The organism is Variovorax rhizosphaerae (assembly GCF_037889975.1).
Taxonomy (GTDB): Bacteria; Pseudomonadota; Gammaproteobacteria; order Burkholderiales; family Burkholderiaceae_C; genus Variovorax; species Variovorax rhizosphaerae.
Genome location: NZ_JBBKZT010000035.1, coordinates 25,090 through 45,409, shown reverse-complemented (window position 1 = coordinate 45,409; position 20,320 = coordinate 25,090). Strand labels below are relative to the sequence as shown.

14 protein-coding genes and 1 pseudogene are annotated in these 20,320 nt (G+C 67.3%); 9 read left to right on the top strand and 6 right to left on the bottom strand.

Features of this window, described 5'->3' with window-relative positions; all coding sequences use genetic code 11:
* Positions 1 to 111 precede the first annotated feature (111 nt).
* The 4 genes and pseudogenes from WKW82_RS37160 to WKW82_RS37145 all read left to right on the top strand — a co-directional run.
* Positions 112 to 507 (top strand): annotated as a pseudogene (locus WKW82_RS37160) (2Fe-2S iron-sulfur cluster-binding protein); the annotation flags it as partial.
* Positions 504 to 1,490: an FAD binding domain-containing protein gene (locus WKW82_RS37155; RefSeq protein ID WP_340348238.1), complete on the top strand. Its 987-nt coding sequence runs from the start codon at positions 504 to 506 to the stop codon at positions 1,488 to 1,490. The pseudogene WKW82_RS37160 and the gene WKW82_RS37155, both read left to right, overlap by 4 nt.
* A complete protein-coding gene (locus tag WKW82_RS37150) occupies positions 1,487 to 3,802 on the top strand; it encodes a xanthine dehydrogenase family protein molybdopterin-binding subunit (RefSeq protein WP_340348237.1) in 2,316 nt (771 codons plus the stop codon). The genes WKW82_RS37155 and WKW82_RS37150 overlap by 4 nt, the downstream gene beginning before the upstream one ends.
* Positions 3,803 to 3,885: 83 nt before the next feature.
* A complete protein-coding gene (locus WKW82_RS37145) occupies positions 3,886 to 4,569 on the top strand; it encodes a glutathione S-transferase family protein (RefSeq protein ID WP_340348235.1) in 684 nt (227 codons plus the stop codon).
* Between the two features lie 49 nt (positions 4,570 to 4,618).
* Here the strand turns inward: WKW82_RS37145 and WKW82_RS37140 are convergent, their stop codons facing one another.
* Positions 4,619 to 5,032, bottom strand: coding sequence for a DUF3597 domain-containing protein (locus WKW82_RS37140; protein ID WP_340348233.1), 414 nt, complete (start codon positions 5,030 to 5,032; stop codon positions 4,619 to 4,621).
* A gap of 225 nt (positions 5,033 to 5,257) precedes the next feature.
* Between WKW82_RS37140 and WKW82_RS37135 the strand changes: the two genes are divergently transcribed.
* The gene (locus WKW82_RS37135) at positions 5,258 to 5,662 is read left to right on the top strand and encodes a hypothetical protein (protein WP_340348232.1); all 405 of its coding nucleotides are present in this window, start codon (positions 5,258 to 5,260) and stop codon (positions 5,660 to 5,662) included.
* 58 nt (positions 5,663 to 5,720) lie between these two features.
* Here the strand turns inward: WKW82_RS37135 and WKW82_RS37130 are convergent, their stop codons facing one another.
* Both WKW82_RS37130 and WKW82_RS37125 read right to left on the bottom strand, forming a co-directional pair.
* Positions 5,721 to 6,863 (bottom strand): YihY/virulence factor BrkB family protein, encoded by a 1,143-nt coding sequence (locus tag WKW82_RS37130; RefSeq protein ID WP_340348230.1) that lies wholly within the window; start codon positions 6,861 to 6,863, stop codon positions 5,721 to 5,723.
* Positions 6,864 to 7,070: 207 nt separating this feature from the next.
* Positions 7,071 to 7,823, bottom strand: coding sequence for an alpha/beta hydrolase family protein (locus tag WKW82_RS37125; RefSeq protein WP_340348229.1), 753 nt, complete (start codon positions 7,821 to 7,823; stop codon positions 7,071 to 7,073).
* A 240-nt stretch (positions 7,824 to 8,063) separates the two neighbouring features.
* On the opposite strand from WKW82_RS37125, the gene WKW82_RS37120 reads away from it, so the two are divergent.
* The 3 genes from WKW82_RS37120 (at position 8,064) to WKW82_RS37110 (ending at position 13,101) form a co-directional block, all read left to right on the top strand.
* Complete coding sequence (locus WKW82_RS37120) at positions 8,064 to 8,228, top strand: hypothetical protein (protein ID WP_340348227.1); 165 nt, start codon at positions 8,064 to 8,066, stop codon at positions 8,226 to 8,228.
* A gap of 112 nt (positions 8,229 to 8,340) precedes the next feature.
* Complete coding sequence (locus WKW82_RS37115; protein ID WP_340348225.1) at positions 8,341 to 8,826, top strand: GAF domain-containing protein; 486 nt, start codon at positions 8,341 to 8,343, stop codon at positions 8,824 to 8,826.
* 153 nt (positions 8,827 to 8,979) lie between these two features.
* Positions 8,980 to 13,101: a CheR family methyltransferase gene (locus WKW82_RS37110; RefSeq protein WP_340348224.1), complete on the top strand. Its 4,122-nt coding sequence runs from the start codon at positions 8,980 to 8,982 to the stop codon at positions 13,099 to 13,101.
* A gap of 42 nt (positions 13,102 to 13,143) precedes the next feature.
* Here the strand turns inward: WKW82_RS37110 and WKW82_RS37105 are convergent, their stop codons facing one another.
* The 3 genes from WKW82_RS37105 to WKW82_RS37095 form a co-directional block, all read right to left on the bottom strand.
* The gene (locus WKW82_RS37105; protein ID WP_340348223.1) at positions 13,144 to 13,674 is read right to left on the bottom strand and encodes a DUF421 domain-containing protein; all 531 of its coding nucleotides are present in this window, start codon (positions 13,672 to 13,674) and stop codon (positions 13,144 to 13,146) included.
* Positions 13,671 to 13,907, bottom strand: a complete 237-nt coding sequence (locus WKW82_RS37100; RefSeq protein WP_340348222.1) for a hypothetical protein — start codon at positions 13,905 to 13,907, stop codon at positions 13,671 to 13,673. The genes WKW82_RS37105 and WKW82_RS37100 overlap by 4 nt, the downstream gene beginning before the upstream one ends.
* Before the next feature lie 99 nt (positions 13,908 to 14,006).
* Positions 14,007 to 14,633, bottom strand: coding sequence for a hypothetical protein (locus WKW82_RS37095; protein ID WP_340348221.1), 627 nt, complete (start codon positions 14,631 to 14,633; stop codon positions 14,007 to 14,009).
* Positions 14,634 to 14,828: 195 nt separating this feature from the next.
* Here WKW82_RS37095 and WKW82_RS37090 point away from each other — a divergent pair, with 195 nt between their 5' ends.
* A complete protein-coding gene (locus WKW82_RS37090) occupies positions 14,829 to 20,174 on the top strand; it encodes an autotransporter outer membrane beta-barrel domain-containing protein (protein ID WP_340348220.1) in 5,346 nt (1,781 codons plus the stop codon).
* Positions 20,175 to 20,320: the final 146 nt, after the last annotated feature.

Here is a 20,320-nt window from a genome sequence, read left to right as displayed (position 1 = left end):
ACTACTTGCAGCTTGAACTCCGCGTTGAATGTTCGTCGTAGCTTCTTGGTCATCTTCCTCTTCCAGGTGGTTGCCACCTATCGAGGTGTCCGGGGAAATTAGACCAGCACAAACCAAGGCGCCTGCGGTGCATGCACCGTATTGCTGGGCGGCGAGCGCGTGCTCTCCTGCCTGACTTTGGCGGTGCAATGCGAGGGCCGCTCCGTGACCACGATCGAGGGCCTTTCCAGCGACGGTGCGCTGCATCCGCTGCAACAGGCTTTCATCGAACACGATGGCTTCCAGTGCGGCTATTGCACGCCGGGCCAGATCTGTTCGGCCATGGGAATGGCCGACGAACTGCGGCGGGGCGTTCCAAGCCACGTGACCGCGGATCTGTCGGCCGACACGATCGCACTGAGCCACGATGAGTTGCGTGAGCGCATGAGCGGCAACCTGTGCCGCTGCGGCGCCTACAACGGCATCGTCGAGGCGATCGCCGAGACCTGTGGAGGGACCCAGCCATGATGCCCTTCACCTACGTGCGTGCGCAGGACGCGGGCGATGCGCTGCGACTCGGCGGCATGCCTGGCGCCAGGTACCTGGGTGGCGGCACGAACCTCGTGGACCTGATGCGCGAGTCGATCGAGCATCCCGGCGCACTCGTCGACGTGACGGGCCTGTCGGCGGACATCGAAGAGCGCCCGGATGGCAGCCTGCTGATCGGCGGCGCCACGCGCAACACGGCGCTGGCCTCGCATCGCGCCGTGCGCATGCACTATCCCGTGCTGGCTCGGGCCATCGTCGCCGGGGCGTCGGCCCAGATCCGGAACATGGCGACCGTCGGCGGCAACATCCTCCAGCGCACCCGTTGCGCCTACTTCTACGACGACGCGGGCTCGCGCTGCAACAGGCGCAACCCGGGCCAGGGCTGCGACGCTGCGGAAGGCTTCAACCGGATGCACGCCATCCTGGGCGCCTCGCCGGCTTGTGTCGCGACGCATCCGTCCGACATGTGCGTGGCGCTCGCCGCACTCGACGCGCTTGTGCATCTGCAGGGCTCCCGCGGGACCCGCACGCTACCACTGGCGGAACTGCATCGCCTGCCCGAAGACCATCCGGAAATCGAGACATGGCTCGAGCCTGGGGAACTCATCACCGCGGTCGAGCTGCCCGCGCTGGCCTTCGGTGCGCGCTCGACCTACCGGAAGGTGCGGGACCGGTCCAGCTACGCCTTCGCGCTGGTCTCGGTGGCTGCTGCCATCGAAGTGGACGGCCACACGGTCAAGGACGTGCGCATTGCCCTGGGTGGCGTCGCGCCCAAGCCGTGGCGGGCCTGGAAGGCTGAAAAGGCGCTGCGGGGGCAGCCGGCCACGGCAGAAAGTTTCAGGGCAGCGGCAGAGGCGGAGCTGGCCGCCGCAAGGCCTCTGCGGGACAACGGATTCAAGGTCGAGCTGGCGAAGCGCACGATCGCCGCCGTGCTCGCTGAACTGATGGAGATCAAGTCATGAGCATCATCCAGCAGACCGTCATGGCGGTCGTGAAGAAGGCCGTCGAGATGGCACCGGACGCGTGGATGCCCGGGAACAAGCCCGACCCGCTGATCGCACGGCAGCAAGGCCTGATCGGTGCGCCGATCTCGCGCGTCGACGGGCCGCTCAAGGTGCGGGGCGAGGCGCGCTTTGCGGCCGAGTTCCCGATGGAGGGCATGGTCTACGCCGCGCTGGTGTTCAGCACGGTGCCCAAGGGGCGCATCGCGAGCCTCGACACCGCTGACGCAGAAGCTGCGCCCGGCGTGGTGCTGGTGATGACCCACCAGAACGCGCCGCGCATGAAGCCCATGCCGGCCTTCATGTCGAAGATCAAGGCCGCCGGGGGCGACGATCTGCCGGTGATGCAGGACGACAGGGTGCATTGGAACGGGCAGCCCGTCGCCGCCGTGCTCGGCGAGACCCAGGAGCAGGCGGACCACGCGGCGTCACTGATCCAGGTCAGCTACGACATCGAGCCGGCGACGACCTCGTTCACGGCGGCCAAGGCGAAGGGCACGAAAACCGGCATGTTCATGGGCGAGCCGCTGAAGCTGGAGATCGGCAACGCCGAGGCCGCACTCGCAGCGTCGCCGCACCAGGTGGATGCGGTCTATCACACGCCGCGACACAACCACAACCCGATCGAGCTGCATGCCGCAACGCTGGCCTGGAAGGGCGACGAACTCATCATCCACGATGCCTCGCAAGCCGTCTCGCACATGGCCTGGTCGATGGCGGAAATCTTCGGACTGGACGAGAAGCAGGTCCATGTGACCTCGCCCTTCGTGGGCGGCGGCTTCGGCAGCAAGACGCTGTGGGGGCACCACGTCCTTGCGGCCGCAGCCTCGAAGCTGGCTGGCCGGCCCGTGCGGATCATGCTGAGCCGCGAGGGCGTCTACCGCGTGGTCGGCGGCCGGACCCTGACCGAGCAGCGCGTGGCGCTCGGCGCGCAGGCCGACGGCCGCTTCGACGCGCTGATCCACACCGGCGTGGTCGCGATGACCGCGCACAACAACATGCCGGAGCCCTTCATTCTTCCGGCCCGCTCGGCCTATGCGGCCGGCAGCTTCAAGCTCGGCGTGGAGGTGGCCACCCTCGACATGCTGGCCAACACCTTCATGCGCGCGCCGGGCGAATCGGTGGGCACCTTCGCGCTGGAGAGCGCCATCGACGAACTGGCCCACCTCATGCAGATGGACCCGATCGAACTGCGCATCCGCAACGAGCCGGAGAAGGATCCGACCACGGGCCATCCCTTCTCGGCGCGGCATATCGTGGAGGCATACCGTGCAGGGGCCGAGCGCTTCGGTTGGAGCCAGCGCAACGCCGTGCCCGGCTCGCGTCGCGAAGGCGAGTGGCGGGTCGGCATGGGCTGCGCCACGGCCACCTATCCGTACTACCGCATGCCTGGCGGCGCGGCCCGCATCACGCTCGCACAGGACGGCCATGTGAAGGTCGAGGTCGCGGCGCATGAGATGGGCATGGGCACCGCCACGGTGCAGGCGCAGGTCACGGCCGAGCGGCTCGGCCTGCCGATGGAGAAGGTTCGCTTCTGCCACGGGGACTCGCGGTTTCCGGGGGTCGTGCTGGCCGGTGGTTCGCAACAGTCGGCGGCGATCGGGAGTGCGGTGATGGCGGCGCAGCATGAACTCTTCGTCGCGTTGCTGAAGCGGGTCGGCAAGGCGTCGCCGCTGCACGGCCTGAAGCCCGATGAGGTGGTCGGTCGCGACGGCGGCCTCGGCAAGGTGGACGACCCCGCGCGCTTCGAGACCTATGGCGCGATCCTGGCGCGAGCCGGGGAGGACGAACTCGTCGTGGAAGCCAGCGCGCCGCTGCCGCTGGAAGCGCAGCACTGGTCGATGCATTCGCACGGCGCCATGTTCTGCGAGGTGCGCGTGAACGAGGTGACCGGTGAGACGCGTGTCAGCCGCTTCCTCGGCGCCTTCGACTGCGGACGCATCCTCAATGCGAAGACGGCTGCCAGCCAGTTCCGCGGCGGCATCGTCATGGGGCTGGGCCTGGCACTGATGGAAGAGACGCAGTTCGACGAGCGCAACGGGCGCATCATGAATCCGAGCCTGGCCGAGTACCACGTGCCGGTGCACATGGACGTGCCCGAGATCGACGTGATCTGGACCGACATTCCCGATCCGCATTCGCCGATGGGCGCGCGTGGCGTCGGCGAGATCGGCATCACCGGGGTCGGCGCTGCGGTGGCCAATGCCGTCTTCAATGCCTGCGGAAAGCGCGTGCGTGAATTGCCGATCACGCTGGACAAGTTGATGGGCTGACTGGCGTTTCTCTGCTGCAGGGTGTCGGTCCGTTGGCGCGGTGCAGGGACAAGGTGATGGAGGTTGAGATGGCGGACCTGACGTTGAACCCTTCCGGAGCGGCGGCCGCGAGCGCGGACCGCTACACGCTCTACGGGGCGCCGGGCACGGGCGCGACGCCGGTGCATGCGGCGCTGACCCTCATCGGCGCGCAAGTCGACGTGGTCAACGTCGCACCGTGGAAGCGCAAGCACGATCGCGACAAGCTGGCGGCTCTTAATGCGATGCAACAAGTCCCGGTGCTGGTGCTGCCTTCGGGCGAGCGCATGACCGAGAGCGCGGCCATCCTGGTCTGGCTCGCCGACCACTATCCGGAGGCGGGCCTGTCACCCCAGCCCGGCGACCCTGGACGTGCCCAGTACCTGCGCTGGATGAGCTTTGTCTCCAGCGCCATCTACGCGCTGTACTGGATTCGGGACGAACCATCGCGCCTGAGCGAAGACGAGCACGCGCAGGCCGAGATCAGGGACCGCACGGCCGAGCGCATCGCCACGTGCTGGCAAATCATGGACGCGCAGATGCCCCGTGGCACGCGTTACCTGCTGGGCGATGAGCTGGGGGTGCTGGACCTCTACGTCACTGTTGTTTCGCGCTGGCAACCCCGGCGGCTGCGCTTCTACCGAGAGGCGCCGCGCATGGCCGAAGTGGTGCGACGCGTCGACGCCGAACCCCGCTTGACGGACTGCTGGGCCGCGCGCTTTCCGTTCACGGGCGACTGGGAAGGTTGAGGCGGAAGCCGAACCATGGTGAACCAGCGTGGCGCTCGCTGCCTGACGGTCAATCCTTGAGATCGGCCGGCACCTTGCCGCCATTGGCCGCGACCTTGTTCATCACCTGGCGGTGCAGCCAGATGTTCATCGCGGCCGAATCGTTGGTGTCGCCGGTGTAGTGCAGTTCCTTCGCGAGTTCCTTGCGCGCAGCGAGGGAACTGTCCAGTCCCAGCAGTTTCATCAGGTCTACGATCGAGGTGTGCCAGTTGAGTTTTTCGGCGGACTTCTGCGCCATGCCGTTGAGCATTTGCTCCACGTCCAATTCCGCCATCGGGGTGACCGCGGGCGCGCCGGGGGTGGCTGCCGTTGCAGCGGTGGTCGTGTTCGGCGCCGGGGTCGATGCGGGCGTGGCGCTGGCGGGTGCGTTCGTCGCGTGGGCTGACGGGAAGATCTTGCTGAAGATGTTGCTGAGGATGCCCATGATTGTTCCTTCGTGAATGAGGTTGGTTGTGCTACTGCGCGATCGCGCGGCGGCCATGCAGCATGTTGGGCTTTGAAGCGCGCTGCGGTCGGACAGCACGCCGAAGTGGGGTTCGCTCGCTGCGTCAGGCGCCATGCGTTGACGCCCGGACTGATTCTTTTCCTACCCCTGCCGTCGCCTGGCCGCGCATGCTCGGCATCCTCTTTCTTTTTTTGGGGACACGCCATGGTGCAACCATTCAGCCTGGATCCGAGCATGCTGTCCATGATCGGCAACACCTTCTATCCGACTGGCTATTCGCTGGTGATGTTTCCGGATGGAGCCGATGCCAACACGACCGGCGATCGCCTTTCCAGCGAGATGCCGGAGAGCAATGTCTTCCTGCTCGAACCTTCCACGATCCTGCGAGAGATCACGCCGACGGTATCTGACGCTGACAATCCGCTCCCTTCCGCTGGCACCGAGGGCGCCACCGTGCGGGCCTACACGAAGCTGGCGCTCGACGGCCACCATGGGTTGTTGGTCGAGACGCCGGACGCCGAATCGGCCGAACGCATGATGCAGACAGTCCGGCAGGTTCCGTACTCGATGGCACAGCGCTATCGCGCGCTGGTGATCGAGGATCTTTGAATGAGTTCGCGAAGCTTCTACCGGCCGAGTCAATGCGCACCGGGTCGGCCGTACCCTGCTACCCCAACTGCTTCGCCGTCTTCTTCTGCCGGCGGATGCGCCTGCGCGTGAACGCATTGGCAAGCGAGACCACGGCCAGCATCGCCAGGTCCTGTGTCAATGAGCGCGTGGCGAGCGCCACCCGGTTGTCCACCTCCCTCTGGGTCGCTGCCACGCGTGCGAGCCCGGCGTAGTCCGGAACATCGGCGGCCAATGTGCGCACGCCGCCGCCTGCAGCGCGCGCAAGCTCGGTTTGCGACGTACCGGCGGCCTGGACATCCGCCGCAATTGCGGTCGCTGCCACTGCCTTCTGTCCGGCGAGCGAGCCGTGGGCATCGGCATAGACCTTGGTGAATTCAGCGCCCAGCAGGAAGATCTGCGCCGCGTAGTAGACCCATGCCACCAGCACCACCAGCGAGCCGGCAGCCGCGAAGGCCTCGGTGACGCCGCTCTTGCCCAGGTACAGGCCGATCCCCAGCTTGCCCAGTTCAAACAGCAGCGCAGTCACGCCGGCGCCGACCCACACATCGCGCCACGCGATCTTCGCGGTGGGCATGAGCTTGTAGATCATTGCGAAGAGCAGTGTGATGATGCCGAAGGAAATCAGCAGGTTGAGACCCTGCATCAGTGTCTCCCAGCCCGGCATCAGGCCGCCGAACCAACTGTCGAAGGCCGCCAGTCCCGCGCTCACCATGAGCGACACGATGAGCAGGAAGGCGACCCCCAGGATCAGCCCGAAGGACAACAACCGCGCGCGCAGCACGGCCCACACACCGGATGGCTTCTCCTTCTCCGGGACATGCCAGATCCGGTCGAGGGCGCTCTGCAATTCCGCGAACACGGTGGTCGCGCCGACCAGCAGCACCACCGCGCTGATGGCGCCTGCGATCAGGCCCTTGTCGGTATCGGCCGCCGCACGCAGCATGGCTTCCACGGCCGTCGCGCCGTCCTTCCCGACCAGGTCGCCGATCTGTGCCACGATCTGCTCCTGCGCCGCCTCGCGCCCGAAGATCGCGCCCGCGACCGCGATGACGATCACCAGCAGCGGCGCCAGCGAGAAGATGGTGTAGTAGGAGATGGCGGCGCCCATGCTGGGCGCGTAGTCGTCGATCCAGGCCATGACCGCGTCGCGGCACAGTTCGTAGAGCTGCTTCAGCTTCATGGTGTCCTCGCTGATTTCAGTTTGCCGAGACCATACGCAACGCCAGATGGCATGGGGTCGAGACTGGAAGCGGCATGTTGCAGTCCCTTGGGGCATCTCCGTCCGTCGGGTGGGAGAGGTCAGCATTGCCTGCGACGGGCGCATCGCGTATAGGCCGCCGGCGAACCGCGACGTGGGCGGGGACGCCTACAGAGCAGGACTTGCAGCTCATGAACCCACGGTGGCGGCGCCCCTCTGGCGCAACAGTTGCTTGCTGATCCAGGCGGTGAGCAGCGTCTCGTAGGCCTTCTGCCATTCCCGCGCCGAGAGTTCGTGGCCGGCCTTGTCGATGCAACTGTGGCTCAGCGTATGCGCGTTCCTCAGCGCCGAGGCGAAGCTCGCGATCGCGGGATGCGGCACCACCGTGTCGCGCCCGGATTCGACGACCAGCGCGTCACCCCTGAAGGCCTGGCAGGCCATCAGCGCGCGGTTGCCTTCGGGCCGGACCCTGCGGCTGCGGTAGCGCGCCACCGCCTCCCGGTCCAGTTGGCTCTTGGGCACGTCCCACTGCGCGTCGGGATAGAGCGCCGGCACGCGCAGCGCGAGCCAGCGCACGCGGCGCTGGCTGCTCGCGATCGCGGCCAGGTAGCCGCCGTAACTCGTGCCGATGAGCGCAACGGCTTCGGGGTCGACCAGCCCCGTTCGCACCAGGGCGTCGTACGCGGCCAGGACGTCCTGCAGGTTGTCTTCACGGCTCACGTCGCGATGGGCCTCGGCATCGTCGCCATGCCCACGCATGTCGAAAGTCAGGCACACGCACCCCAGTGCCGCGATCTCGTCCGAAAGATCCTGGTAATGCGCCTTGTCGCTGTCCCACCCATGCACGAACAGGACGCCGGGCTGGAGCGCTGTCGACGGAATGATGGGCGATGGTGCTCTCGTGACGACGGCGAATGCGCCTGCGACCTCGGCCTTGCCCATGGGGAGTTCTCCGGCATTGATCAATCTGCGGGTCGCACCGGCCAGAAGCCGTCGCCACGATCGCAAGGTGCATGCGCGCCTGGACGCCCCGTGTGGGCCAAGGCGAACTGCCGCGGTAGGCGGCCACGCCCGGTGGCATGTCGTCGCCCGGCGTAAACGGCCACGCTTTCCAGGCGATCGTCCGACATGAAATTGCCAGGGCCACGGCAAGCTGCTCGACATCCATCAAGGAGAACCGCCATGACCGAACCCACCGCCCCGCAAGCAACGGAAGAAGAAGCCAAGGCCCTCATCGAGCAGGCCCGCACGGAAGCGCAGGCTCGTGTCGCCGACGTGCATGCCGAGGAGGGCACCGTCAAATCCGAAGGGGCGCAGAACTCGCCACATCCCGACGACCACGACTGAGCGCGTAGAGGCCTTGCAGGAGGAAGGCGCATGGTGCGCCTCGCGCTTGTGCATCAGCGCGGTGGCGCCCGCGCTTGCTCCAGAATCGCATACCGCGTTGACCCCCCCTTTCATGAGCCCCACTGCCAACCAGTTGTTCGCCGATTTCGTTGTCACGTTCAAGTCGCAAGGCTTGCGCGATGCGCTCGCCATGCTGTTGATGAAGACCGACTACCGCTTCATCGGCATCTGGCGCTTCAAAGACGGCAAGGCAAGCGCCGCCGTTCACTATGACCGGCAAGACCCGGGCGCGCTCACTGCCACCGAGGTCCCGGACACCGCCACCTATTGCTGCTTTGTGCGGGAAAGCGGCGCGCCGTTCAAGACGCCCAATGCGCTGGTGGACGAGCGCCTCAACAGTCATCCTGCGCGAGAGGCCGTGCTCAGCTATTGCGGGGTGCCGGTCATGGACAGCTACGGCAACATCCTGGGCACGCTGTGCCACTACGACGTGGTCCCGAGGAATCCGGAGCAAATCGATCTGCGCCTGATGCTGAGCGTCGCGAGCTATCTCGCCCTGGGCGGTCACGTCCCGCCGTATCCGGGTGAAGCCGCCTGACGGCGTGCGCGCAGGGTAACTGCCGATATCGCGCCATTCGTCGGACGCATCCGCGATACTCCTCGTCGTCGAGGCAAGCGAAATTCCTCGACAAGGGCCGACGGGCCTGGAACTCGGGGAGCTGCGCATAATCCCTAGAGGACAGGAGCCTGCATGAACCAGCAGCCCGCAAGGAACGATACAGACTGGGATGACGGCACCGAGGCAGGGCGCTCTTCCCTGCAATTTCCGGTCGTCGGCATCGGCGCTTCCGCAGGCGGCATGGCCGCGACGCTGCAGCTTTTCGAACACCTGACCGGGGAGCCGGGCATGGCCTTCGTGGTCGTGCTGCACCTGTCTCCCGAGCACGAAAGCCACGCCGCCGCGATCATTCAGCGCATCACCCGCATGCCGGTGGTGCAGGTGGACCGGACGCTGGCCATCCAGATCGACCATGTCTATGTGATCGCTCCCGCGCTCGATCTCGTGATGGAAGACGGCAAGCTGGTGGTCGAAACGCAGGAGCGCCAGCGCGGCCGTCCGGTGGCCATCGACCTCTTCTTCAGGACGCTGGCGCAAGCCCATCAGGAGCGCGCGATCGCGGTGGTTCTTTCCGGCACGGGCAGCGACGGCGCAATGGGCCTGGGCGAGGTGAAGGCGCAAGGCGGTGTGTCGATCGCGCAGGCGCCGACCGAGGCCGAGTACTCGGGCATGCCGCTGGCTGCGATCTCCACGGGGCGGGTCGATTTCGTGCTGCCCACGGTCGAGATTGCCGCGAAGCTGGTCGAGCTCTGGAAGAACGCGCAGGCCATCGAACTGCCCGATGCCAGTCGCATCGGCCTGCGGGTCAAGGAGCCGGCGGAGGAGGCAGCCGCACGCGCCGAGGCCGCGCTGGACGATGTCATCGGCATCCTGGCACGCCGGACCGGCAACAATTTCAGGCACTACAAGCGCGGCACTGTGTTGCGCCGGCTGGAGCGCCGGATGCAGGTCACGCGCCAGCAGAACCTCGAGGGCTACCGCGATTACCTGGAGGGCCATCCGCAAGAAGCCGAGGAACTGCTGCAGGACATGCTGATCAGCGTCACCAGCTTCTTCCGCGATCCGGAGTCTTTCGGCGCTCTCGCGCAGGAAGTCTCTACCGGACTGTTCCGGCGGATGTCGGCCGGCGCAGGGCTGCGCGCCTGGGTGGTCGGATGCGCCACGGGGGAAGAGGCTTACTCCCTGTCGATGCTGCTCAACGAATGCGCGCCGGAGGTGGCGCCCCCGACATCCATCCAGATCTTCGCGTCGGACATCGATGACCGCGCGCTGGGCATGGCGCGGGCGGGCGTGTACCCGGAAGCCATCGCTGCAGACCTGTCACCGGAGCGCCTTCGGCACTTCTTCAACGACGAGGCGGGTGTTTACCGGATCAGGAAGGCCTTGCGTGAGCAGATCCTCTTCGCCCGGCACAACGTGCTGCGTGATCCTCCCTTCTCTCGCCTGGACCTGATCGCCTGCCGCAATCTGCTGATCTACCTGGAGCGGGACCTGCAGGCCGAAGTGCTCGAGGTCTTCCATTTCGCGCTGAACCCGGGCGGCCTGCTGTTCCTGGGCAGCGCGGAATCCGCCGAACTGGCGAGCGACCATTTCACCGTGGTCGACAAGAAGCACCGCATCTACAGGGCCAACCCCGTCCGCTTGCCGCGCAGCGATCTCCTGCCCCTGCGCTCCGGTGTGGCGGCGGCCGCCAATGAGCGGGCCGCGGCAGCCGTGCCGCCGCTGGAGCAGTTGCATCAGCGCCTGCTCGATGACAGCAACCGCGCCACCGTCGTCATCGACGCCCATCACAAGATCATGCACACCAGCCCGGGCGCGTCCCGTTATCTGCGTCATGTGCCCGGCGTGCCTTCGCAGGACCTGCTGGAGGTCGTGCTCCCCGAACTGGCGTCCGCGCTTCGCCCGGCCATCCTTTATGCAGGCCGCTCCGGCCGGCGCGTGGCGGCCAAGCCAGTCGCCATCGAAGGCGAGCAGGGCCGCATCGTGCTGCAGATGACCGTGCGCGGCAGCCCGGGCGCGGACCAAGGCGGCGGTCACATGCTGATCGCCTTCGACGAGGTCGATGCCATGCTGCAGCCCGATGCGGATGCGGGCCCCGACCGACCTGAGCCCGCCTACACCGTGCTGGAAGCGGAGGTGTTGCGGTTGCAGCGCGAGTTGCAGGGCAGCGTCGGGGAATCGGCCAGTTCCAGCGAGGCCCTGCGTGCCTCCAATGAGGAACTGCAGTCGATGAACGAGGAGCTTCGTTCGGCGACGGAAGAGCTGGAGACCAGCAAGGAAGAGCTGCAGTCGGTCAATGAGGAACTGACGACGGTCAACTTCGAGCTCAAGCACAAGGTCGAGGAAACGGCCAAGATCAATGACGACCTGAACAACCTCATCACCTCGATGAACATCGCCACGGTGTTCGTCGACCGGCGCATGCAGATCAAGGGCTTCACGCCGCTCAGCGCCAAGGTCTTCAACATCCTCTCGGGGGACCTCGGGCGGCCGCTGAGCGACATCACGCACCGGCTCCGTGACCAGGGCAACTTCGCCGAAGACGTTTCTGATGTGCTGGTGACCCTGCAGCCGGTTGAGCGCGAGGTGGCGTCCGTGGACGGGCGCTGGTACCTCCTGCGCATCTCGGCCTATCGCACCACCGAGGACCGCATCGACGGCGCGGTGCTCAACTTCATCGACGTGACCGAGCGGCGTGCGGCGCAGGAGCAATTGCGTGCGCGCGACGAGCGCCTGCGCCTGGTCGCGGAAAGCACCCGGGACTTCGCCGTCATCACGCTCGATGCGGGCGGCTGCGTCACGGGCTGGAACAAGGGCGCCGAGCTGATGTTCGGCTACACCGTCGACGAGATGGTGGGCGAGCATTTCCGCCGCCTCTTCGTGCCGGAGGACCGTGCCGTCAGGATGCCGGAGCAGGAGCTGAGCAATGCGCTGGAACACGGCCGCGCGCTCGACGAGCGCTGGCACCTGCGCAAGGACGGCAGCCGCTTCTATTGCAGCGGCATCACGACCACGCTGGTCGAAGGCAACTTGCAGGGCTTCGCGAAGATCGCCCGGGACCTGACCGAACGGCGGCTGCTGGAGCGGCAGCGCGAAGATCTCCTGGCGGCCGAGAAGCAGGTGCGCCTGCAACTCGAGGCAGCCCATGCCCTGCGCAACGAATTCCTGGCCGTGATGTCGCACGAGCTGAAGAACCCGCTGAACCTCATCATGGTGAGCACCGAGCTGATCGGACGTTCGCCCGAGGTGCAGGTCGTGCCGCGCCTGTCGCGAGCGGTCGACACCATCCGGCGGACCGTCCATGCGCAGGCGCAGATCATCGACGACCTGCTCGACCTGTCGCGCTTGCAGACCGGCAAGCTGACCTTGAGCCGTTCGCCGGTGAAGTGGCTGCCGATCATCGAACGGATCGTCGACGCCATGCGCAAGGACGCGGAGGCGAAGAAGGTGGCCGTGTCGCTGGAAGCCGAGGACCTGGCCATCTTCGCGGACGTGGTGCGGGTCGAGCAGATCTTCTGGAACCTGGTGAGCAACGCGCTCAAGTTCACGCCTGCGGGTGGCACGGTGCAGGTGCGCCTGACCCGCGACGGCCACTGGGCGCTGCTGGAGGTGCAGGACAGTGGCCGCGGCATCGAGCCGGCCTTTCTGGGGCAGGTGTTCGACATGTTCCAGCAAGGCGACCACAAGCCCACCACGCGGCGCGAGGGTGGCATGGGCATCGGCCTGGCGCTGGTCAGGAGCCTGGCGCAACTGCATGGCGGCATCGTCGAGGCCGATTCGGAAGGCGCTGGCAAGGGGTCCGTGTTCAGGGTGCGGCTCCCGTTGCTGGAGGGCGCGCTCGACAATGGCGCGCAAGGCTTCCAGCTGGTCGCGAGCCAGGCCCTTTCAGGCCGTCGCATCCTGATGGTGGACGATGACTTCCACACGCTGGAGACGCTCGCGGAGCTGCTCCGCAGCGAAGGCGCCAGCGTGACCACCGCGACGAATGGTCCCGAGGCGCTGGAAATTGCAACGCAGGGCGCCTTCGATCTGGTCATCTCGGACATCGGCATGCCCGGCATGGACGGCTTCGAGTTGATGACCCGGCTGCGCCAGATGCCGCATGCCGCGCGCTGGCCGGCGATCGCCATCACCGGCTTCGGACGGGTGCAGGACCTGGAGAAGGCGAAGTCCGCCGGCTTCGACGTGCACCTGAGCAAGCCGGTGTCGCTGGAGGCGCTGACCGAGGCGGTGGGCAAGCTGGGGCGAGGCTAGGCATAGCCAGAAAGCCAGGAAGCGGTCCCGCGATCGCATGGCTCAGCGGCCCGGCGGCCCGCTTTCCTGCACGTCGTCGCCGAGCTTGCGCCCGTCGATGGTGAAGACACTCAGCTTGCCGTCGCTTTCCAGCCGGGCGATGCGTACGTCGGCGAGCGATTCGACGCCGCCTTCGCGCAGCTTGCCTTCGAGTTCTTCCATCGTGATCATTTCGCGCTTCATCGCCTTGCGGTTCACCCGGCCATGGCGGACCAGCACCTCGGGCTGCGGTTCGAGGAATTTCGCGATCCACGCGAACCTGAAGCTCAACCAGTCCAGGCCGAAGTTCCACGCAATGAGCGTCGTCAGCAACACGAGTCCGTCGTTGATCGACTTGTATTCGCCTTGCATGGCATTGCTCGCGGCGTCGGCCACCAGCACCACGAACAGCAGGTCCGCCACGCCCATCGAACCGACATCCCGGCGCAGGACGAAGCGGAAGACGAGCAGCAGGAACCAGTAGACCACCGTGCCGCGCACGACCATGTGCCACACAGGAAACTCCCTCGCGAAGAGGTCGGCGAGTTCGGTCATGCAGGCGGCTCCGTCTTGACCAGGCCGCGGATGTTCAGGGCTGCCAGGCACACCTGCAATGCGATCAAGGCCCACGCGCCGGTGTGGAGACCCCAGGCCACCCAGAGCAGGTTGCTGAGCAGGAAGATCCAGAAGCCGAAGTTGCGGCGGGCCTTGGCATTCGATCCAACCATCCAGGCCGCCGCGACCGAGGCCGCGAAGGCAGGCCACTGGATCAGGTCGAGCAGGTTCATCGCGGCGGATCAGGCTGCGTGCGATACGCAGCGCGTGCCGATTCGAATCATCCACATGGGAGTGGCTGCCGGGGCGTGATCCGGATGAGCGCTTCCGCCCTAGAACAGGCCTGCACTCTGCGCGGTATCGAGCATGGAACGCGACAAGTTGCCGAACTGCGCGTTGAGGTCTGCAGAGGGTGCGGCCACGAGGGTCGCTGTCCACACCATGCGGTTGGTGCGCACGTCCGTCACGCGACCATTGGCGGCAAAGCCGGTGGTCGGGTTGCCTACACCGATCGGAATGCCAAGTCCCACACCCGCGCCGCCACTGCCTCCGAAACTGAATCCACCGATGCCCAGCGACACACCGGACCCTCCGCTGGAGGTGGCCGGCGTCAGGGTCATGGTGAGAACGGCCCTGGCGCCCAAGGCTTGCGCGCTGGCCACCAACTGTCCATCCAGTTCGCGATCCTTGAGAAGCACGGTTCCCGCAGGCACTGTCACCGGCTTTGCGCCTTTGGCCAGGACCTCGCGGTACAGCTGGTCCTGGCAGATGCGCAGCACGGCAACATCGTAGGCGTCGCATGCAATGAGGACCGTCTCACCCTTCAGGAGGCGAGACTGCGTGCCGATGGCGGGGTCGATCCATTGCGCTTCGCGTTGCGGCGCGGAGGAGCAACCGGCCAGTGCCGACAGTGCGACCACGAGGGCGATGAAAGGGCGGCGGACCAGCGGGTGTTTCATTTTTTCGATCGTGTGCTCATGCGATCCGGTCGTGCGCAGGAACACATTCGGATCCCTCGTAGGAAGAAGTCGTTCCCTGTGTACCGCACGGCCCTTCGCTTGCGCAAGCGCAGGACAGGGTGATAGAAAGGCCGCCCCGGCGATCAGAGAATCGGGCCGGTGCGAAGGTGGGTATGACAACGAAGGACCTTGCCAATGTCTTTGCGCCCATTCATGCCTGCGCGGAAGCAGCGGACCGCCCGCGCGGGTCGACAGCGGCTTGCTCCCTTCACCGCCATGTCGGCGTACTTCGTCGCCGGCACGCTGGCGTCGATGGGTTCCAGGCCTGCGAGGGCGGACTGCCTGCCCAATCCGCCCGCCGACGGCCAGACGGTGACCTGCAGCGGACCTGCCCTCACCACCACGCCGCTGGATGCGTCCGCGGCTTCCGGGGTGACGGTCGATGTCAACGCGGATGCCGTCATCACCGGGAGCGGGACCGGCAACCTCATCACGCTGGGTCCGGGCGCACAGCTCAACAACTTCGGCAGCATTCAACCGGTCGCGCAAACCATCGGCGTGGTCGCTCTTGGGGCCAACAGCACGCTGCGCAACTTCGGGACGCTCGCAGCCACCGGGTTCAACGCGCTGACTTTCGCGAGCATCGGGGCCAACAGCGTGATGCGCAACGAATTGGGCGGGGTGATCAACGTCAACGGCGACCTCGCCACCGGCCTGATCGCTTCCACCACCGACGACAACCAGATGATCAACGCCGGGCGGATCACGTTGAACACCTTCCAGGGTTCGGGCATGTACGCGCAACAGACGAACCGCAGCATCCTGACCAATACTGCCACCGGCGTCATCGAATCCAACCTCAACGAAGCCTTCGGCATTGCGGCCAGCGGCGGGGTCGGCCATGTGCTGCGCAATGACGGCACGATCACGACGTTGGGCCAGGCCTCGCACGGGATGCTGCTGATCGAGGCGAGCGACTCGTCGATGACCAACGCAGGATCGATCACCACGTCGGGCGGCAGTTCTGAAACGCTGAACCGGGCCTACGGGATGTTCGTGACCGGCGGCGCCGGCAACACGCTGGAGAACGTGGCCGGCGGCGTCATCACCGCCAGCGGCATCGGTTCCAGCGCGATGGAAGTCGCCGGCAGCACCGGCAACGTGCTGCGCAACGTGGGCACGCTGAACGTCAGCGGCACGGGCGCGCATGGACTCTACATCCTGGCCGGCGCGGGCAACGTGCTGATCAACCAGGGCACCGTCAACACCAGTGGCCAGCGCGGCAACGGCATGCGCGCGGACGACGGCGACAGCACCTTCTTCAACAGCGGCGACCTGCTGGTGGGAGGGCGGGACGCCTTCGGCGTCTTCATGCAGGGCAACAACAACACGCTGCTGAACAGCGGCACGATCCGCGCATCGGGCATCAACGCCGACGGCGTCCTGTCGAACACGACGGGCGGCAGCTTCGTCGCAAGGATCGAGAACACGGGCTCCATCATCAGCGAGCGCAGCTTTGCAGTGCGCGGCGTGAACGGGCAGGAACAGCTGATCAATTCCGGCGTCATCCGCAGCGACGTCGGCACCGCGATCGACCTGCGCGCCGGCAACGACACGCTGACCTTGCGGACGGGCTCGCAGATCACAGGACTGGCCGATGGCGGCACGGGCACCGACGGCGTGATCCTCGAAGGCGCAGGCACAGCCACCAACGCATTTGCCAACTTCGAAACCCTGCGGATGACGGGGACGGACTGGACCTGGTCGGGCACTGGCGCGTTCAACGACACGCAGGTCGAGAGCGGTGTGCTGCGCGTCAACGGAACGCTGACCAGTCCGGTGACGGTGCGAGCGGGCACCCAGCTGCACATCGGCACCGGCACTGCGAGCGGCACGGTGGCTGGCAACATCACGGACAACGGCGGCGTCGTCTTCAATCGCAGCGACGCGTTCACCTACGCAGGCGTGATCGGCGGGTCGGGGACCCTGAGCCAGTCCGGCACTGGCACGACGACGCTCACGGCCGCGAACACCTACACCGGGAACACCACCGTCGATGGCGGCACGCTGAACGTGCGCGGCGCGATCAACTCGCCGGCGGCAACGGTGCGGGTCGGTGGAGGCACGCTGCGCATCGAAGGCGGGGGCCAGGTGAACAACCTGGTGAGCGTCCTCGGCGACGGCGCCGGCTCGCAAGGCGCCGCGACGGTGACGGGCAGCGGATCGACCTGGGCGACCGGCAGCGGCATGACGATCGGCAACTTCGGCGCGGGTGCGCTGACGGTCTCGGACGGCGGTACGGTTCGCAGCGACTTCGCGCTGGCCGCGGGGCAGCCCGGTGGCAACGCGACGTTGCAGGTGACGGGCGCGGGTTCCGGCTGGACGACCACGAACTTCCTGAGCCTGTTGTCGGGAACCTCCACGATGACGGTGGACCAGGGCGGTCTCGCGCGCGGTGGCAGCTTCGTGATCGGCGAGAACGCCGATGCGAATTCCGCAGTGCAGGTCACGGGCGCCGGCTCGGCGCTGGTGAGCGACTCGACCTTCGAAGTGGCGCGCACTGGCACGGGCTCGCTCGTGGTGTCGGGTGGCGCGACGGTGACCAGCGCGCAAGGCTTCGTCGGCCGTGTTGCCGGCGGGCGGGGCAATGCGCTCGTGACCGGGGCGGGTTCGAGCTGGGTCAATACCGGTCCGGACCTGACGATCGGCAATGGCGGCACGGGCACGCTCACCATCAGCGAGAGTGCCGTCGTCAGTGCGCCGGCGACCTATGTGGCTTACTTTCCCGGCTCGGTCGGCACGCTCGACATCGGTGCGGCGCAGGGCAGCGCGCCGGCTGCACCCGGCACGCTCGCCACGCCCACGCTGAGCCTGGGCGACGGCACGGCCACGGTCAACTTCAACCACACCTCGGGCAGCTACGAATTCACGCCGGTCGTCAGCGGCAACGGCACCGTCAACGTTCTGTCCGGCACGACGATCTTCACGGCGGACAACACCTACACCGGCAACACGACGATCGCGCCCGCCGGTGCCTTGCAGCTTGGCAACGGCGGCGCCACCGGCAGCATCGTGGGCGACGTGGCCAACGACGGCGCACTGACCTTCAATCGCTCCAGCGACTTGACCTTTGCGGGCGCGATCTCCGGCGCCGGCGTGGTGGTCAAGCAGGGCGCGGGCACCGTGACGCTGGCGCCCGGTGCAGTGGGCGGCAACAGCTACGCCGGCGGCACGGCGATCCAGCAGGGCGTGCTGGCGGTGGGTGCGGACAGTGCCCTCGGCGCGCCGACGGGGGGCATCACGTTCAATGGTGGCGCGTTGCAATGGCTGGGCAGTTTCGAGCTGGCGAGCACGCGGCCGATCAACATTCGGGCCGGCGGGGCCACGCTCGACACGCAGGGCTTCCAGGCGGTGATCGAGCAAGGCATGACGGGCGCGGGCGCGATGACCAAGACAGGCGCGGGAACGTTGATCCTGCAGGGCCCGAACGCCTATATCGGCGGCACGACGGTAGACGCGGGCACCTTGGTCGTAGGGGATTCGACCAGTCCCGCGGCGACGCTGCGCGGCGGTGGGACGGTCACGGTCGCCGCCGGCGCCACGCTGGGTGGCTACGGCAGCGTGACCGGCGACGTGGTCAACAACGGCACGCTGAAAGTGGCCGATGCGATCGCGGATGCCGCCACCGCAACGGCTGCCAGCGTGGCGCGCAGCAAGTCGCTCGCGGCGCTTGCGAAGCCGGCGGTCCTGGCCGGCGGCAATGGCGGCTTCACCATCAACGGCATCTTGCAGAACGCCGGTCTCGTGCAGATCGGTGCGACCAACGGGTTGCCAGGCAACACGCTGACCGTGGGCAGCTACGACGGCCTGCCTGGCAGCCTGCTGGCGCTCAACACCTTCCTCGGCGCGGACAACTCGCCGTCGGACAAGCTGGTGATCAATGGCGGCACGGCGACCGGCTCCTCGGCCATGCGCATCACCAACGTCGGCGGCGGTGGCGCGCTCACGACGGGCGACGGCATCCTCGTGGTCGACGCGGCCAATGGCGGGACGACGAATGCCGATGCCTTCACGCTCGGCAACCGCCTGGCGGCCGGCGCGTACGAGTACCAGCTGAACCGGGGAGGGGCCAGCAACGCGAACAGCTGGTTCCTGCGGACGACATTGACCGCGCCACCGCCACCGCCCGCGGAGCCGCCGGCGGCCCCACCGCCGCCTGCGCCCGGGCCACCTGCGCCGCCCGCGCCCGCACCCGCACCCGCACCCGCACCCGCACCCGCACCCGCACCCGCACCCGCACCCGCACCCGCACCCGCGCCCGCGCCAGCACCGGCACCGGCACCAGCACCAGCACCAGCACCAGCACCAGCACCAGCACCAGCACCAGCACCAGCACCAGCACCAGCACCAGCACCAGCACCAGCACCAGCACCAGCACCAGCACCAGCACCGCCGGCTCCACCCACCGGCGAAGCGCCACCGCCCGCGCCCGCGCCATCCTCACCCGCGCCAGCGACCGCCACGACGCTGGAACTCCCCAACTACCGCGTCGAGGTACCGCTCGACATGGCGCTGCCCTTGCTCGCCAACCGCCTTGGCATCGCGATGCTCGGCACCTACCACGACCGCGCGGGCGAAGACAACGTCGACCCGGCCACCGAAGCCCAGCGGCGCAAGGGCACCTGGGCGCGTGTCTTCGGCGCCAGCAGCCAGGCGGACAACCGCGGCGCCGCCGGTCTCGCGGACCGCTTGAACGACTTCAGCCGCAGGGGCCCGTCCTACGACTTCACCGAGGCCGGCATGCAGGCAGGCGTCGACCTGCTTCGCACCGTCGACGGCACCGGCCAGAGCGACGTGGCGGGCACCTACCTGGCGATCGGCCACATCGACAGCAATGTCGACGGGGTCTACGGCGGCAAGGCCGGCACGGCATCGATGTACGGCTATTCACTGGGCGGCTACTGGACGCGCAAGGGCGCCTCGGGCTGGTACGTCGACGGCGTACTGCAAGCCACGCGCTACGACAGCGTCAAGACGCACTCGGTTTTGGGCGAGGACCTGCGGACGCAGGGATGGGGCGCGGCCGCATCGATCGAGGCGGGCTATCCCTTCGCGCTCGGGCCGGGCTGGGCATTGGAGCCGCAGGCGCAACTCGTCTACCAGTGGACGCGCTTGGACGACAGTGGCGACCTGCGCGGCGGCGTCGCATTCGGGGACACCAACACCGGCTATGCCCGCCTGGGCGCGCGCCTCACGCGCAGCATGGGCGAGGGCGCCAGCGGCTACACGGCCTGGGCCCGCTTCAACGTCTGGCATGCCTTCGGCTCCGACGCGACCACCACCTTCACCAACCTCCAGGGCTTGAACGCAGTGGCCTTGACCGCGCCGCTCGGCGCGACCTGGGCGCAGGTCGGCGTGGGCATGTCGGGCCGCCTTGCGCGCAACCTGACGGCTTTCGGCTCGGTCGACTACAACCGCTCGCTGGACAGCGGTGGCGGGCACGGCTGGGGCGGGCGGGCGGGCCTGCGCTGGACTTGGTAAGTTGGACACGCGCCGCATGGCAGCGGCCGTGCAAGCAACTGTCAGTCGCTTGATCAAGCGTCGACATTTCTTGACGTCATCCGAATGGCGGAACAAGCGCCGACGTTGCCTCGCGCACTCCGGATGCGCGCCAGGCTCAAGACGCT

What these genes read in the sequence shown, in the direction of transcription:
- WKW82_RS37155 (WP_340348238.1), top strand. Translation starts at nt 504, where the DNA reads ATGATGCCCTTCACCTACGTGCGTGCGCAGGACGCGGGCGATGCGCTG.
- WKW82_RS37150 (WP_340348237.1), top strand. Translation starts at nt 1,487, where the DNA reads ATGAGCATCATCCAGCAGACCGTCATGGCGGTCGTGAAGAAGGCCGTC.
- WKW82_RS37140 (WP_340348233.1), bottom strand. Translation starts at nt 5,032, where the DNA reads ATGGGCATCCTCAGCAACATCTTCAGCAAGATCTTCCCGTCAGCCCAC.
- WKW82_RS37135 (WP_340348232.1), top strand. Translation starts at nt 5,258, where the DNA reads ATGGTGCAACCATTCAGCCTGGATCCGAGCATGCTGTCCATGATCGGC.
- WKW82_RS37130 (WP_340348230.1), bottom strand. Translation starts at nt 6,863, where the DNA reads ATGAAGCTGAAGCAGCTCTACGAACTGTGCCGCGACGCGGTCATGGCC.
- WKW82_RS37125 (WP_340348229.1), bottom strand. Translation starts at nt 7,823, where the DNA reads ATGGGCAAGGCCGAGGTCGCAGGCGCATTCGCCGTCGTCACGAGAGCA.
- WKW82_RS37120 (WP_340348227.1), top strand. Translation starts at nt 8,064, where the DNA reads ATGACCGAACCCACCGCCCCGCAAGCAACGGAAGAAGAAGCCAAGGCC.
- WKW82_RS37115 (WP_340348225.1), top strand. Translation starts at nt 8,341, where the DNA reads ATGAGCCCCACTGCCAACCAGTTGTTCGCCGATTTCGTTGTCACGTTC.
- WKW82_RS37110 (WP_340348224.1), top strand. Translation starts at nt 8,980, where the DNA reads ATGAACCAGCAGCCCGCAAGGAACGATACAGACTGGGATGACGGCACC.
- WKW82_RS37105 (WP_340348223.1), bottom strand. Translation starts at nt 13,674, where the DNA reads ATGACCGAACTCGCCGACCTCTTCGCGAGGGAGTTTCCTGTGTGGCAC.
- WKW82_RS37100 (WP_340348222.1), bottom strand. Translation starts at nt 13,907, where the DNA reads ATGAACCTGCTCGACCTGATCCAGTGGCCTGCCTTCGCGGCCTCGGTC.
- WKW82_RS37095 (WP_340348221.1), bottom strand. Translation starts at nt 14,633, where the DNA reads ATGAAACACCCGCTGGTCCGCCGCCCTTTCATCGCCCTCGTGGTCGCA.
- WKW82_RS37090 (WP_340348220.1), top strand. Translation starts at nt 14,829, where the DNA reads ATGTCTTTGCGCCCATTCATGCCTGCGCGGAAGCAGCGGACCGCCCGC.